This is a genomic window from Novosphingobium sp. 17-62-19 (genome assembly GCF_002256775.1).
Classification (GTDB): domain Bacteria; phylum Pseudomonadota; class Alphaproteobacteria; order Sphingomonadales; family Sphingomonadaceae; genus Novosphingobium.
On sequence record NZ_NCII01000022.1, the window covers coordinates 24,928 to 37,777 of the forward strand.

A 12,850-nucleotide genomic window follows, 5' to 3' on the forward strand; every position below is an offset into this window, starting at 1 on the left:
TGTTCCAATCGGCTTGTGCAACTTTGTAACGCTTGCCCCAAAAGACGATGCGGCGCAGAGCATCCGACATGCTGATCCGTGCGCCCGCTATTGTCTGTTCCGTGCGTCCAAACGGCGAACATGGCGCGATCGTGCGGGTGATGACCGCCGACCACGGACTTGCCGCCGCCTATGTTGCCGGAGCGCGCGGGCGCGAGCTGCGACCGGTCCTGATTCCGGGCAATCTCGTGGCCATTGAAGTGCACGCGCGGGCCTCGTCGCAATTGCCATCGGCGCGAGTCGAACTGGTAGCCAGCCGTGGCCCATGGCTTTCGGAACCGCTGCCCAGTGCGGGGATCACGTGGGCCTGTGTGCTGACGGCGTCGGTTCTGCCCGAAGGCCATGCCTATCCACTGCTGCACGATTCGCTGGCCGCGCTGCTCGATGCGATTTGCCATGCGCCATCGGCGCGGGGCTGGGCGCGCGTGCTGGCTGGATACGAAGTGCTGCTGCTGCGCGAGGTGGGTTATGGCGCTGCTCCCGTCCCGCCGCCTGAGGAGGACTGGGATAGCCTGCTTGCCCGGCTGGACCGGCAGGGCAAGGCCATTGCCAACCGTCTGCTTGCCGATCGGGCGGGCGATGTTATGGGGGCGCGCGCGATTCTGATCGAGCGCCTGCGCCGGATCGGCGGCGGGTGACGGGAACGGACATAAGGGGTTGTTGATGAAAATTGCGGTTCTGCCGGGCGATGGCATCGGTCCCGAAGTAACGCGCGAAGCCGTGCGGGTGATCGAAGCTCTGGGCATTGCCGGAATCGACATGACCGAAGCGCTGGTCGGCGGCGCGGCCTACAAGGCCAGTGGCCACCCCCTGCCCCCCGAAACGCTGGAGATTGCGCGCGCCGCAGATGGCATCCTGTTTGGCGCAGTGGGTGATCCTGATTGCGACGCGCTGGAGCGGCATCTGCGCCCCGAACAGGCGATTCTCGGTCTGCGCAAGGAACTGACGCTGTTCGCCAACTTGCGCCCAGCCAAGGTGTTCAGCGGCCTTGAAAGCCACTCCGCGCTACGCCCCGAAGTGGCAGGCGCCATCGACATGGTGATCGTGCGTGAGCTGAACGGCGATGTCTACTTTGGCGAAAAGGGCTTCCGCACCGCCGCCAACGGTGACCGTGAAGGCTATGACGTGATGTCATACAATGAGAGCGAAGTGCGCCGCATCGCCCATGTCGGTTTCCGCACCGCGATGGGCCGCGCCAAGCGGCTGTGTTCGGTCGACAAGGCCAACGTGCTGGAAACCAGCCAGTTGTGGCGCGATGTGGTGATCGAAGTGGCCAAGGAATATCCCGAAGTCGCGCTCGAACATATGTATGTCGACAATGCGGCGATGCAGCTCGTCCGCGCGCCTGGCAAATTCGACGTGGTGCTGACCGGCAACCTGTTTGGTGACATTCTTTCGGATCAGGCCTCGATGTGCGTCGGCTCCATCGGGTTGCTGGCTTCGGCCTCGCTGGGTGAGCGTGAGACCGAATTCGGCACGTTCGGGCTGTATGAACCGATTCATGGCTCTGCCCCCGATATCGCAGGGCAAGGCCTTGCCAACCCGATGGCGACGATCCTTTCGGCCGCAATGCTGCTGCGCCACTCGCTGGGCCTTACGGCTGAGGCGGACCGCGTGGAAGCCGCCGTTGCCAAGACTTTGGCTGATGGCGTGCTGGGCCGTGACCTTGGCGGGACGGCTGGCACGACAGAAGTTGGTGACGCGGTGCTCGCAAGGCTCTAAGGGCCGCCAGCAATGCTACAACTTGCCGTCATTCTCCCAACCTACCGCGAGCGCGCCAACATCGCGCCCATGGTCGCGCGTCTCGACGCTGCGCTCCAGGGCGTGGCGTGGGAAGCGATCTTCGTCGATGACAACAGCCCCGATGGCACTGCCGAGGAAGCGCGCCGCATCAGCCTGTCCGATCCGCGCATCCGCGTGATCGAACGCATCGGGCGGCGTGGGCTGGCCTCTGCCGCGATCGAGGGCATGTGCGCCACCGCCGCGCCCATCGTTGCGGTGATGGATGCCGACCAGCAGCACGATCCCGAACTGCTGCCGCAGATGCTGGCAGCAGTGGAGGGCGGCGAATACGACATAGCCTATGCCTCACGCTTTGCCGAAGGAGCGAGCACGGCCGAATGGGGCCGCCCGGATCGGGTCAAGGCATCCGGCCTTGCCAACCGCATCGCCAACAAGGTGACCGGGGTGGAACTGTCCGACCCCATGAGCGGCTACTTCATGCTGCGCGCCGAAACGCTGCGGGCAGATGCGCACCGCCTTTCCGGCGTGGGCTTCAAGATCCTGCTCGACATTCTGGCCACTGTGGACAAGCCGCTGAAGGTCAAGGAATTTCCCCTCAATTTCGTCGCCCGGACCGAGGGCGAGAGCAAGCTGGACCAGACCGTGATCTTCGAATTCCTCGTTGGCCTGTATGACAAGTGGCTGGGCCGGATCATCCCGACGCGCTTTGCGCTGTTCGGCACCGTAGGCGCGATGGGCGTGGCGGTGCAGCTGGGTGCGCTGTGGGTGCTGCTCAAGATCGTGGCGGGCGAACGCTTCGTCTATGGCAACTGGTCGGAAAGCGCGACGTTCAACACCGCCAATACGCTGGCAGCGATCATCGCGATGACCTTCAACTTCGTGCTGAACAACGAGCTGACCTATTCGGACAAGCGTCTACGCGGCTTCGGCCCGCTGCTGCGTGGCTGGTCCCAGTTCGCCCTCACCTGCTCGCTCGGCCTGCTGACCAACATTGGCTCGGCTGCTGTCCTCAAAACCATCGGGTTTCCGGCGGTGATTGCAGTGATCGTGGGCATCGTGCTGGGTTCGGTCTGGAACTTCGCGCTGTCCTCACGCTTCGTTTGGGGCAAGTACTGAGCTACTTCCAGCTATCGAGCCAGGTGTAATCGCGAAACGAGTCCTTTCGCGGTAGCTCCCCTGCCGAGATGATCGGGTAGAAGCCGATGAACAGGCCGAAGGCCAAAACCAACGTTACCTTGGCCGGCCAGCGCAGGCCCAGGTCCCACCACTCGGCCAGCACCAGTGCAAGCGCCGCCATCAGGAAGCAGCTGGCCAGCATGTAGTGGTAGTAGAACTGCACAGGCTTGCCGTTGATCGCCCAGAAGCCGACGAGAAGAGTATAGGCCGCAAAGACCAGCAGGCGCAGGCGGTTGCCTTTAAAGCCATCCCACGCGCAGAACAGCAGCGCGGGCAGCCCTGCCAGCATGGTGAAGGGATTGCCGAGCATCAGCACGCCGCGCTGAGCGCCGTCGACGTTCTCGTAGAGGAACCAGATCGGCCGGATGTTGGCCATCCATTGCCACCAAACGCTCATATATGTGTGCGGCTTCTTCACGCTGTCCTGCAATTGCAGCATATATTGCTGCCATTCGATCAAGCGACCGATGGTCAGCGGATCTTTCTCGTAAAAGAATGCGGGCAGGAAGGTGGCGAAATAGACCAGCAGGGGAAGCGCGCCGAGCCACAGCGCTGCCTCGATCAGCGATAGGCCGGGGACAGGCCCAGCACCCTTCGCACTCCACAGCAGCCCGATGCGGCGGCCCTTCAGCGCTTCCCAGCGATTGAGGGCGAAGACCAAGCCGGGCAGCGGCACCAGCAGCGCGCCGTTCCATTTTGCGCCGAGCGAGAGGCCGAGGAACAGGCCAGTCAGCATCAGATGCAGCCGCGCACGGCTTTCCTTGCCGGATGGATTGCGCCATGCCAGCGCCCATTGCCACACGGCCAGTGCCATGAACCCGCCCATCGCCATGTCGAGCAGCGCGATCCGCGCCATCATGAACCAGATGAAGTTTGTGGCGATCAACAGGCCGAACAAGAGCGTGGCGGTGCGCGACAAGCTCGCCCACCACAGCGCCCGCATCATTGCCCACAGGCCGATGCCGCCCAGCACCGCCGAGGGCAGCCGCCAGCCAAACGCGGTATCGCCCACCAGTTGCATCGACCACGCAATCAGTTGTTTGGCGAGCAGCGGGTGTTCTGGATTGAGCCGCTCTGTCAGGTCGATCAGGCGGCGCGCGGCAGGAAGATAGTGCACCTCATCGAACATGATCGTTGACGGGATGCCAAGGCGATGCAGCACGACGATAAAGAAAGCGACGGCAATGCCCACACACCACAGGGCGGGGTCCTTCTCGCGCGGACGATCAACAAGTGAGAGCATCATCTGCGTCGTGGATTAGGCTGTTGCCTGCAAGTTCGCAATCCTATCGCGCTTGCGCCAAACCTCGCGCAAAACTAAGGCAAGCGGCATGAAACGCACGACTGGCCAGGACCGTTCGATCACCACCAAGTGGCGCCCCGCAACCCAAGCGATTCGCGGAGGCACGTGGCGTTCGGAAATGGGTGAGACGTCAGAGGCGCTGTTCCTCACTTCGGGCTTTGCCTACGACGATGCCGCCACCGTCGCCGCGCGCTTTGCGGGCGAGGCTGAGGGCATGACCTATTCACGCCTGCAAAACCCCACCGTGCAGATGCTGGAAGAACGCATCGCCCTGATGGAAGGGGCCGAGGCGTGCCGTACGCAGGCCACCGGCATGGCCGCGATGACCACAGCGCTGCTCTGCCAGCTTTCGGCAGGCGACCACATCGTTGCCGCCAAGGCCGCGTTTGGATCGTGCCGCTGGCTGGTGGACAACCTGCTGCCGCGCTTCGGCATCACCGGGACGACCATCGATGCTTCGGACAATGCGGCATGGGAAGCTGCGATCCAGCCCAACACCAAGGTGTTCTTCTTCGAAAGCCCCGCCAACCCGACGATGGACGTGGTCGATCTGGAGTTCGTGTGCGGCCTCGCCAAAAGCCGAGGCATCACCACCGTGGTCGACAACGCCTTTGCCACTGCCGCCTTGCAGCGCCCCATGGAGTTCGGCGCGGATGTCGTCGCCTATTCCGCCACGAAGATGATGGACGGACAGGGCCGCGTGATGGCCGGCGCGGTGTGCGGTTCGGCGGAATTCATCAACAACGTGCTGCTGCCCTTCCAGCGCAACACCGGCCCGAACATCGCCGCGTTCAACGCCTGGGTAGTGCTCAAAGGGTTGGAAACGCTGGACCTGCGCATCCACCGGCAGAGCGAGAATGCGATGAAGGTGGCCAGCTTCGTCGAGGCCCGCGTGCCGCGCCTGCTCTACCCCCACCTGCCGAGCCATCCGCAGTACGAACTGGCCAAGAAGCAGATGAAGGCGGGCGGCACGATCTTTTCGTTCCATCTCGATGGCGGTCTGACGCAGGCCCACGCCTTGCTCGATGCGCTGGAACTGATCGACATTTCGAATAACATCGGCGATTCGCGCTCGCTGATGTGCCATCCGGCATCGACCACACACTATGGTGTCGGACCAGAAACCCGCGCCGACATGGGCGTGGGCGAAGGGATGCTGCGGCTCAATGTTGGCCTTGAAGACCCGGACGACCTGATCGAGGATCTGGATCAGGCCCTGCGCAAGGCCGGGCTTTGATCGCGGCTCTCACCGGTTGCATTGCCGTGGTGTTTGCCTAAGGTGCCGCGCGGGGGTGGGGTCGCAACGGAGCATACCGATTTGCTGGTCGAAGCGCATCTGTCTGCTATTATCCAGTCCTCCGACGATGCGATCATCAGCAAGGATCTGAACGGCACGGTCCTCAGCTGGAACCCGGCAGCCACGCGGATTTTCGGCTTCACCGAGGCCCAGATGGTCGGCCAGTCGATCCGCAAGCTGATCCCCGCTGACCGGCAATCCGAGGAAGACGACATCATCGCACGCGTAGTGCGTGGCGAACGGGTCAAAAGCTTTGACACGCTCCGCTGCCGCAAAGATGGCACCCGGATCCCCGTCTCGATCACAGTCTCACCAGTGTACGACAAGGCTGGCAACATCGTTGGTGCCAGCAAGATCGCGCGTGACATTTCCGCACGGGTTGAGGGCCAGCGCGCACAGCAGGAAAGCGAGGCGCGCTTTCGGATGCTGGCAGACAACATCACGCAACTCGCGTGGGTGGCTGGCGCTTCCGGGTCGATCGGCTGGTACAACAAGCGCTGGTATGACTACACCGGCGTGCCAGAGGGTTCGACCGATGGCTGGGGTTGGGACAAGGTCCATCATCCCGATCATGTCGAGCGGGTGATGGATCACTTTGTCCGTAGCATGGCCGCTGGCAGTGAATGGGAAGACACTTTCCCCCTGCGTGCGCATGACGGCAGCTATCGCTGGTTTCTGTCTCGCGCGCTCCCGATCCGCGACGATGAGGGCCAGATCCTATATTGGTTCGGCACAAATACCGATGTCACCGAGATGCTCGAAAAGGAAGAGCAGATCCGGGTCCTGCTGATGGAAGTGAACCATCGGTCAAAGAATCTGCTGGCCGTAGTGCAGGCACTCGCTCGCCGTTCAGGGGGCAACGACCCAGAATTTCTGCAGCGTTTCGAAAGCCGCCTGTCCAGTCTTGCGGCCAATCAGGATTTGCTCGTGCGCCGTGGCTGGTCCACAATCGATATGGCAGAACTGGCCAATGCACAGATGGCCATTCTGGCCCCGGAAAGCCGGGCGCAAGTGCAGGTAGTTGGCCATCAGATGATGCTCAGCCCAAGAGCGGCGGAAATTATCGGCATGGCACTACACGAACTGGCCACCAATGCGCTGAAATATGGCGCACTCAGCACGCCATCGGGCAACGTGTCGCTGTCATGGGAAGAGCGGGATGACTGCTTCTGCATGGAGTGGCGCGAAAGCGGTGGACCAGCGCCGCGCGAACCCGAACGATCTGGCTTTGGCACCACTCTGATCCGGCACATTCCGGCGCGCAGCCTGAATGCGGACGTTACGCTTGATTATGCTCCGGCAGGTGTGCGCTGGGTGCTGACCTGTTCAATTGAAACTGCCCGTAAGCTGGCCAGTTAGGCCGCCTTGGGCGTCTCTGTCCCGTCCTCGGCCTCACGCTCCACGCGTTTGTCATCCGTTATCAGCCGATTTTCCCCGCGCCCCATCGTCCAGTTTTTGCCAAGCCGGACCTTATGGTTGGGTGCGCACCATATCTCGCCAGATTCATCCAGCGCGGTGACCCAGATCAGATTGTGCTCCTGACCATAATCGATCATGCCGATGGCATAACCATCGCCTTTGCCCAGTACGTGCAAGGGGATTGTCGGGTTGAGTTGCGTAAACACGGAGCGTTCCCTGCCAGTGCCGAAGCGGCACCTTTCGGCTGGTTCAATCCGTGACAGGCAGCAGCGGTTCCCGCGCCGGAGGCTATTCGCCCTTGGTTGCTGATTCCAGCGCCGCAATGCGCACTTTCAGCATCTCCACTTCCTCGCGCGCAGAGGCAGCCAGTTCCTTGACCGCGTCAAACTCCTCGCGGCTGACAAAATCCAGCCCACCGAACACTTCTTTTGCCTTTTCGCGCGCGTTTTCACTCGCTTCGCGGCCCATTCCGGCAATCGTCCCGGCAGCGCTGTTCAGCAGCTTGACGAAATCGGCGAACACGGGGTTTTCAGTCTGCATGGGGCAAGTCCTGCTTGGCGGTTAGGCCTGCTATGTGGGCAGACAAGGCCCGCCCCGCAAGATGCAATCAGATTTCCACGCGTACCGTGCTGGATGTTCCAAACGCGCCATCCGCATCCGGGTTCAGTTGCAGGAACTGATACGTGAGCACAGAGGCAAAGCAGACCCATGCCAGATAGGGCAGCAGCAGCATCCCTGCGACCGGGCGAATGCGCCAGAACAGCACAATCGTGAGCACGATGGCCAAAGCCATCGCAACGGTGATCCAGAACGCGCCGGTGATCTGGTGCAGCGCAAAGAACGTAGGGGACCATGCAAGGTTCAGGACCAACTGCACCACGAAAGCCGCAGCCGCCAACCCACGCCCCCGCGCCCCGCGCGCCGACAGGATCATCGCAAAAGATACCCCCATCATGACATAAAGCACCGACCACACGATGCCGAATGCGGCTGGCGGCGGATAGATAGCAGGCTTCTTCAGCGCATCGAACCACGGATTGCCGGGGCCGCTTCCCGCAGCCTGCCCGGCCAGAAAGCCGAGTGCAACGATCAATGGCACCGTAAACAGGGACCAGCGCAGAAGGCTGGCGCGAAGCTGGCCGGAAGAAGCGAGGTAGTTCATGTCACCCGTTGGTTAGGCACAAAGTGCAATGCGCGATTCGTGCGGGATATTGGCGGGGTGCAGCGTCCGGCGCAATGCGAACTCCATCCGGCGGCAACCCCGTGTGGAGACAATAACGGGGGAAAACTCTGGAACGGGGAAAAACTCAGCTTCGTTCCGCGCAGATGAGGAATTCCACGTTCCCTTCCGGGCCGGTGATCGGGCTTTGCACGATGCCCTGCACCGCCCAGCCTTCACTTTCGAGCCATTCGCGCACCTCGTCGCACACACGGCTATGCAGCGCCGGATCACGCACGACGCCACCCTTGCCCACTTCGGCCCGGCCAACTTCGAACTGCGGCTTGATCAATGCGACCAGCCGCGTCGGCCGCGCCGCAAGGTTTAGCGGCACTTCCAACACTTTGCGCAATGCAATGAAGCTTGCATCGCACACTACCCAAGTGGCTGGCCGGTCGATGTGTCCGGGGGTGAGGATACGTGCGCTGGTCTGCTCCAGCACCGTCACGCGGGGATCCTGCCGCAGCTTCCAAGCAAGCTGGTTCGTGCCTGAATCCACCGCAAACACGTGTTCGGCGCCGCCCTGCAGCAGCACATCGGTGAACCCACCGGTAGAACTGCCGATGTCCATCGCGGTCACGCCCGTCGGATCAAGGCCGAAGTGTTCGATCGCGTGCGCCAGCTTTATCCCACCGCGCGAAACCCACGGGTGGTCGCGCCCGCGCACATCCAGCGGAGCGTCCAGACCAAGCGGTTGCCCTGCCTTTGCGATCTTGGTTTCGCCTGTGAAAACAAGGCCAGCAAGGATCAGCGCTTGCGCACGCGCACGGCTTTCCACAAGGCCGCGCTCCACCAGCAATTGGTCCACGCGCATCTTCTGTTTTGGGGGGCGGGTTGAGGTCACGGCGCGTTCCTTCCATAACTGCCCCATGAAGATCAATCGCGCTGCGCAATTCGCCCCGGCTTTTTCCTGTGCCCTCGCCCTGATGGTGGGCGCTTGCAATGCGCCGCAGGTGGTGCCCCCGCCCGCGCCGCAGCCCACATCACGGCCTGCGCCGCCTCCACCACCGCCGCCGGCTCAGCCTGCTTTCAAGGATTGGCGTGACGCCCCGCAGACACCGGGGGACTGGCGTTATGACAACGGGACCGCGCGGTTCGGTTCGGCAGGCTCCACCCTTTTTGCGATGGCCTGCAACCGCGCGGCCCGCACCGTCAGCCTGATCCGCACCGGAACGGCGCAACGGGCGTTGCCGATGACAGTGGCCACCACCAGCGAAACCCGCCCGCTTTCAGCAGAGCCTGCACCGCAAGGCGCGCCGCAACTGGTGGTGACATTGCCCGCGAATGACCGGTTGCTGGACGCCATGGCTTTCAGCCGTGGCCGCTTTACCGTGGAAATCAACGGATTGCCGACGCTCTACCTGCCAGCCTGGCCAGAAGTTGCGCGGGTAGCGGAGGACTGCCGACGATAAGCGCAAAATCGCATGTTGTGCGAGTGCGAGCGGAAGATTGTGACGGCAAAAAAATTTCACGCAAGACTTGTTGTTTCCGCCCGAATGAATCACATTCCAATCAAGGCCGGGGCAGAGATGATCTGACCGGCTCAGCAGCCCTGCAAGGCTGCGGCTTATGGCTCAACAGCGCGAAAGGAGGTGATCCGATGTCTCATGGTTCAGCACAGAGGTCGGTACAGTCCCGCGCGAGGCATTATCGCTGAGTTTCGATTAAGCCCTTCACATTTATTACATTCCGCTTGCCTTTCGCGCAACAATAGTTCACGGCGCTGCATCTTCGATTCTAGCGCAAGGACTGCCCCGATGGCGACGCCCGCCGAAACCAGCATGACGTTCACCCGCACCCCGCACCCGGCCCCGGTTGCTGCGGATGTGCGTGCGGCTGTGCTGGCAAACCCCGGCTTCGGCACTGCCTTCACCGATCACATGGTCGAGATCGACTATACTGAAGGTCAGGGCTGGCACGACGCGCGCGTCATCCCTTACGGCCCGATCGCGCTCGATCCCGCCGCTGCCGTGCTGCACTATGCGCAGGAAATCTTTGAAGGCTTGAAGGCATACCGGCTTGCAGATGGCGGCATTTCGCTGTTCCGGCCCGAAGCCAACGCCGAACGCTTCAACGCCTCGGCCCGCCGCCTCGCGATGCCCGAACTGCCCGAAGAGCTGTTCATTGAAGCGGTGCGCCAGCAGGTGCTGACCGACAAGGACTGGTTCCCCACGGTCGAAGGCGGCTCGATGTACCTGCGCCCCTTCATGTTCGCCAGCGAAGCTTTCCTCGGCGTGCGACCGGCCAAGCAGTACAAGTTCATGGTCATCGCCAGCCCGGCGGGCAACTACTTCAAATCGGGTGCGCCAGCCGTGTCGATCTGGGTCAGCGACTACACCCGCGCGGCCCCCGGCGGCACCGGCGCGGCCAAATGCGGCGGCAACTACGCCGCCAGCCTTGTCCCTACGGCTGAGGCTTTCTCGCGCGGGCACGATCAGGTGCTGTTCCTCGATGCGGAGGAACACAAATGGGTCGAAGAACTGGGCGGCATGAACCTGTTCTTCGTGTTTGATGACGGCTCGATCCTCACGCCCGAACTGACCGGCACGATCCTGCCCGGCATCACCCGCTCCAGCCTGCTGAAACTGGCCGCTGAAGAAGGCCTGACCGTGCGCGAAGGCCGCTACAGCCTCGACCAGTGGCAGGCCGATGCGGCTTCGGGCAAGCTGCTCGAAACCTTCGCCTGCGGGACGGCTGCGGTGGTGACCCCGGTGGGCAAGGTCGCCAGCCACAGCGGTGAATTCGCCATCGGGTCGGGCGGTCCGGGCCAATTGACGCAAAAGCTGCGCAGCAAGCTCGTCGGCATCCAGCGTGGTGAGATTGCCGATACGCACGGCTGGGTAAAGCGCATCGCCTGACCAGTTGCCATGCGCTGCGGCGCATGGCATCGCTCACCGCGTGTTAAACGCCCGATTAGGGTGTCTGTGGAGTGTCTGGCATGAGCATTTCCTTCGAAGGCCGCGTGGCCATCGTTACCGGCGCAGGCGGCGGACTTGGCCGTGCCTATGCGCTCGAACTGGCAAAGCGCGGCGCGAAAGTCGTGGTCAACGATCTTGGCGGATCGCGCGATGGCACTGGCCATTCCGACGCGGCGCTGAAGGTCGTCGAGGAAATCGAGGCCGCTGGCGGCGAAGCCATGTCAAACGGCGGCTCGGTCAGCGAATACGAACAGATGGTCGAGATGGTCGCCAAGGCCAAGGAGCGCTGGGGCGGCGTCCACGTGCTGATCAACAATGCCGGCATCCTGCGCGACAAGAGCTTCACCAAGATGGACCCCGCCGATTTCGAGATGGTGGTGCGCGTCCATCTGATCGGCTCGGCCTTTGCCACCAAGGCCTGCTGGGATCTGATGCGCGAACAGAACTACGGCCGCATCCTGATGACCGCATCCTCCTCTGGCCTGTTCGGCAACTTCGGCCAGGCAAACTACGGCGCCGCCAAGCTCGGCCTCGCAGGCCTCACCAAGACGCTCTACCTTGAAGGCGCGAAGAACAACATCAAGGTCAACACGCTGGCCCCCGTCGCCGCCACCCGCATGACCGAGGACATCTTCCCCGAAGAAGCGTTCAAGCTGTTCAATCCCGAAAGCGTCGTCCCCGCCGCACTCTTCCTCGTCTCCGAAGATGCCCCCACCAACGCCATCGTTGGCGCAGGCGCTGGCGGTTATCACTCGGCGTGGGTGACGATGAACAAGGGCGTGCTGCTGGCACCTGCTGAGCAGACCGTCGATGGCTTCGCCGCAAACTGGGACAAGATCAGCGACCGCGCGGAGGATTTCGTGCCACGTTCGGGGCCGGAACAGGCGCACGTGATCATCAGCCAGTTACAGGCGGCGATGAAGGGGTGAGTGTTCAGATCCTCCCCGTTTTCACGAAGTGCAAATGGGGAGGTGGCAGGCACCGCAGGTGACTGACGGAGGGGGTTCTTACCCCTCCACCACCAGCGTCGCTGGCGGTCCCCCTCCCCGATTGTCCTTCGGAAAATCAGGGAGGATTTGGCCTAAGCCGACCGCAGCACCACCACGATGCCGCCTGCAGGCTCCACCGAGCCTGCAGGCACCCGCACCGCATCGGCCCGCGCGCGTGCCAGTATCTCTGGTGCAGCACCGGCCTCATGCACCACCACATCGGCCTGCCCCAGCAACCGCGCCGCGCGTAGCGTAAGATCTTCGGGATCGTTCGACGTCAACACGATCTCGAACCGCCCAGACTGTCCTTCTGCGCCCGACACAAGCCACGCGCCAACCTTCGCCTCACTCCCCGCACGAAACAGATCGAGTTCTCCGCACTCATCCAAAGCCGCATCCAGCGCACGCCTGCGATCCGCCACCGAAGCCCACCGCGCGCGCATCCCCTCGCGCGCCTCTTCCAGCGCGCGGGCCAGCGCGCCTAGCCCTTGAGGCAGCAGCCGCTCCAGCCGCAACCGCAGGATCTTCGCCAGCCCTGCTGAGGCCCCGCCCGTGCCCACCGCGATCAGCACCGGGTCGCGGTCCAGAATCGAAGGCGTGGTGAAATCACACAGTTCGGGCCGGTCGACCACGTTGACCAGCAGCCCCGCACAGCGCAGCCGGATCGCATCGCCCTGCGCCATGTCGGGATTGTCGTGCGCGATGAAGGCGAGGCGTGCGCCGTCGTCGATCCCGGCGGCGATGTCG

General features: G+C 62.9%; 14 protein-coding genes. 8 read left to right on the plus strand and 6 right to left on the minus strand.

Features of this window, described 5'->3' with window-relative positions; genetic code table 11:
* Window positions 1-68 precede the first annotated feature (68 nt).
* The 3 genes from B7X90_RS06160 to B7X90_RS06170 are packed head-to-tail and all read left to right on the plus strand — an operon-like array spanning window position 69 to window position 2,898.
* Window positions 69-677, plus strand: a complete 609-nt coding sequence (locus B7X90_RS06160; RefSeq protein ID WP_292622701.1) for a recombination protein O N-terminal domain-containing protein — start codon at window positions 69-71, stop codon at window positions 675-677.
* A gap of 25 nt (window positions 678-702) precedes the next feature.
* Window positions 703-1,761: a 3-isopropylmalate dehydrogenase gene (gene leuB / locus B7X90_RS06165; RefSeq protein ID WP_292622673.1), complete on the plus strand. Its 1,059-nt coding sequence runs from the start codon at window positions 703-705 to the stop codon at window positions 1,759-1,761.
* A 12-nt stretch (window positions 1,762-1,773) separates the two neighbouring features.
* Window positions 1,774-2,898 carry a glycosyltransferase family 2 protein gene (locus B7X90_RS06170; RefSeq protein ID WP_292622674.1) on the plus strand — a complete coding sequence of 375 codons (1,125 nt, stop codon included), beginning with the start codon at window positions 1,774-1,776 and terminating at the stop codon, window positions 2,896-2,898.
* Window position 2,899: 1 nt separating this feature from the next.
* Here B7X90_RS06170 and B7X90_RS06175 read toward each other — a convergent pair whose 3' ends face one another.
* Window positions 2,900-4,201 carry a phospholipid carrier-dependent glycosyltransferase gene (locus tag B7X90_RS06175; protein ID WP_292622675.1) on the minus strand — a complete coding sequence of 434 codons (1,302 nt, stop codon included), beginning with the start codon at window positions 4,199-4,201 and terminating at the stop codon, window positions 2,900-2,902.
* A gap of 88 nt (window positions 4,202-4,289) precedes the next feature.
* Here B7X90_RS06175 and B7X90_RS06180 point away from each other — a divergent pair, with 88 nt between their 5' ends.
* A complete protein-coding gene (locus B7X90_RS06180; protein WP_292622678.1) occupies window positions 4,290-5,498 on the plus strand; it encodes an aminotransferase class I/II-fold pyridoxal phosphate-dependent enzyme in 1,209 nt (402 codons plus the stop codon).
* Window positions 5,499-5,579: 81 nt separating this feature from the next.
* A complete protein-coding gene (locus tag B7X90_RS06185) occupies window positions 5,580-6,917 on the plus strand; it encodes a PAS domain S-box protein (protein ID WP_292622679.1) in 1,338 nt (445 codons plus the stop codon).
* Here the strand turns inward: B7X90_RS06185 and B7X90_RS06190 are convergent.
* The 4 genes from B7X90_RS06190 to B7X90_RS06205 all read right to left on the minus strand — a co-directional run bounded on the left by B7X90_RS06190 (window position 6,914) and on the right by B7X90_RS06205 (window position 9,010).
* The gene (locus B7X90_RS06190) at window positions 6,914-7,183 is read right to left on the minus strand and encodes a hypothetical protein (RefSeq protein WP_292622682.1); all 270 of its coding nucleotides are present in this window, start codon (window positions 7,181-7,183) and stop codon (window positions 6,914-6,916) included. The two genes, B7X90_RS06185 and B7X90_RS06190, sit on opposite strands and share 4 nt — an antisense overlap.
* Window positions 7,184-7,265: 82 nt before the next feature.
* Window positions 7,266-7,517, minus strand: coding sequence for an accessory factor UbiK family protein (locus B7X90_RS06195; RefSeq protein ID WP_292622684.1), 252 nt, complete (start codon window positions 7,515-7,517; stop codon window positions 7,266-7,268).
* Window positions 7,518-7,584: 67 nt separating this feature from the next.
* A complete protein-coding gene (locus B7X90_RS06200) occupies window positions 7,585-8,139 on the minus strand; it encodes a TspO/MBR family protein (RefSeq protein ID WP_292622686.1) in 555 nt (184 codons plus the stop codon).
* A gap of 145 nt (window positions 8,140-8,284) precedes the next feature.
* Window positions 8,285-9,010 (minus strand): TlyA family RNA methyltransferase, encoded by a 726-nt coding sequence (locus B7X90_RS06205; RefSeq protein WP_292622703.1) that lies wholly within the window; start codon window positions 9,008-9,010, stop codon window positions 8,285-8,287.
* Window positions 9,011-9,065: 55 nt separating this feature from the next.
* On the opposite strand from B7X90_RS06205, the gene B7X90_RS06210 reads away from it, so the two are divergent.
* The 3 genes from B7X90_RS06210 to B7X90_RS06220 all read left to right on the plus strand — a co-directional run bounded on the left by B7X90_RS06210 (window position 9,066) and on the right by B7X90_RS06220 (window position 12,043).
* Window positions 9,066-9,608: a hypothetical protein gene (locus B7X90_RS06210; RefSeq protein WP_292622688.1), complete on the plus strand. Its 543-nt coding sequence runs from the start codon at window positions 9,066-9,068 to the stop codon at window positions 9,606-9,608.
* Between the two features lie 345 nt (window positions 9,609-9,953).
* On the plus strand, window positions 9,954-11,054 hold the full coding sequence (locus tag B7X90_RS06215; RefSeq protein WP_292622690.1) for a branched-chain amino acid aminotransferase: 1,101 nt from the start codon (window positions 9,954-9,956) through the stop codon (window positions 11,052-11,054).
* Between the two features lie 80 nt (window positions 11,055-11,134).
* Window positions 11,135-12,043: an SDR family NAD(P)-dependent oxidoreductase gene (locus tag B7X90_RS06220; RefSeq protein ID WP_292622692.1), complete on the plus strand. Its 909-nt coding sequence runs from the start codon at window positions 11,135-11,137 to the stop codon at window positions 12,041-12,043.
* A gap of 152 nt (window positions 12,044-12,195) precedes the next feature.
* On the opposite strand, the gene B7X90_RS06225 is transcribed toward B7X90_RS06220, so the two are convergent.
* On the minus strand, window positions 12,196-12,850 hold a 655-nt coding region (locus B7X90_RS06225; RefSeq protein ID WP_292622694.1), incomplete at its 5' end, for an NAD(P)-dependent oxidoreductase.

What these genes read in the sequence shown, in the direction of transcription:
- leuB (WP_292622673.1), top strand. Translation starts at nt 703, where the DNA reads ATGAAAATTGCGGTTCTGCCGGGCGATGGCATCGGTCCCGAAGTAACG.
- B7X90_RS06170 (WP_292622674.1), top strand. Translation starts at nt 1,774, where the DNA reads ATGCTACAACTTGCCGTCATTCTCCCAACCTACCGCGAGCGCGCCAAC.
- B7X90_RS06160 (WP_292622701.1), top strand. Translation starts at nt 69, where the DNA reads ATGCTGATCCGTGCGCCCGCTATTGTCTGTTCCGTGCGTCCAAACGGC.
- B7X90_RS06205 (WP_292622703.1), bottom strand. Translation starts at nt 9,010, where the DNA reads ATGCGCGTGGACCAATTGCTGGTGGAGCGCGGCCTTGTGGAAAGCCGT.
- B7X90_RS06210 (WP_292622688.1), top strand. Translation starts at nt 9,066, where the DNA reads ATGAAGATCAATCGCGCTGCGCAATTCGCCCCGGCTTTTTCCTGTGCC.
- B7X90_RS06220 (WP_292622692.1), top strand. Translation starts at nt 11,135, where the DNA reads ATGAGCATTTCCTTCGAAGGCCGCGTGGCCATCGTTACCGGCGCAGGC.
- B7X90_RS06215 (WP_292622690.1), top strand. Translation starts at nt 9,954, where the DNA reads ATGGCGACGCCCGCCGAAACCAGCATGACGTTCACCCGCACCCCGCAC.
- B7X90_RS06175 (WP_292622675.1), bottom strand. Translation starts at nt 4,201, where the DNA reads ATGCTCTCACTTGTTGATCGTCCGCGCGAGAAGGACCCCGCCCTGTGG.
- B7X90_RS06195 (WP_292622684.1), bottom strand. Translation starts at nt 7,517, where the DNA reads ATGCAGACTGAAAACCCCGTGTTCGCCGATTTCGTCAAGCTGCTGAAC.
- B7X90_RS06200 (WP_292622686.1), bottom strand. Translation starts at nt 8,139, where the DNA reads ATGAACTACCTCGCTTCTTCCGGCCAGCTTCGCGCCAGCCTTCTGCGC.
- B7X90_RS06180 (WP_292622678.1), top strand. Translation starts at nt 4,290, where the DNA reads ATGAAACGCACGACTGGCCAGGACCGTTCGATCACCACCAAGTGGCGC.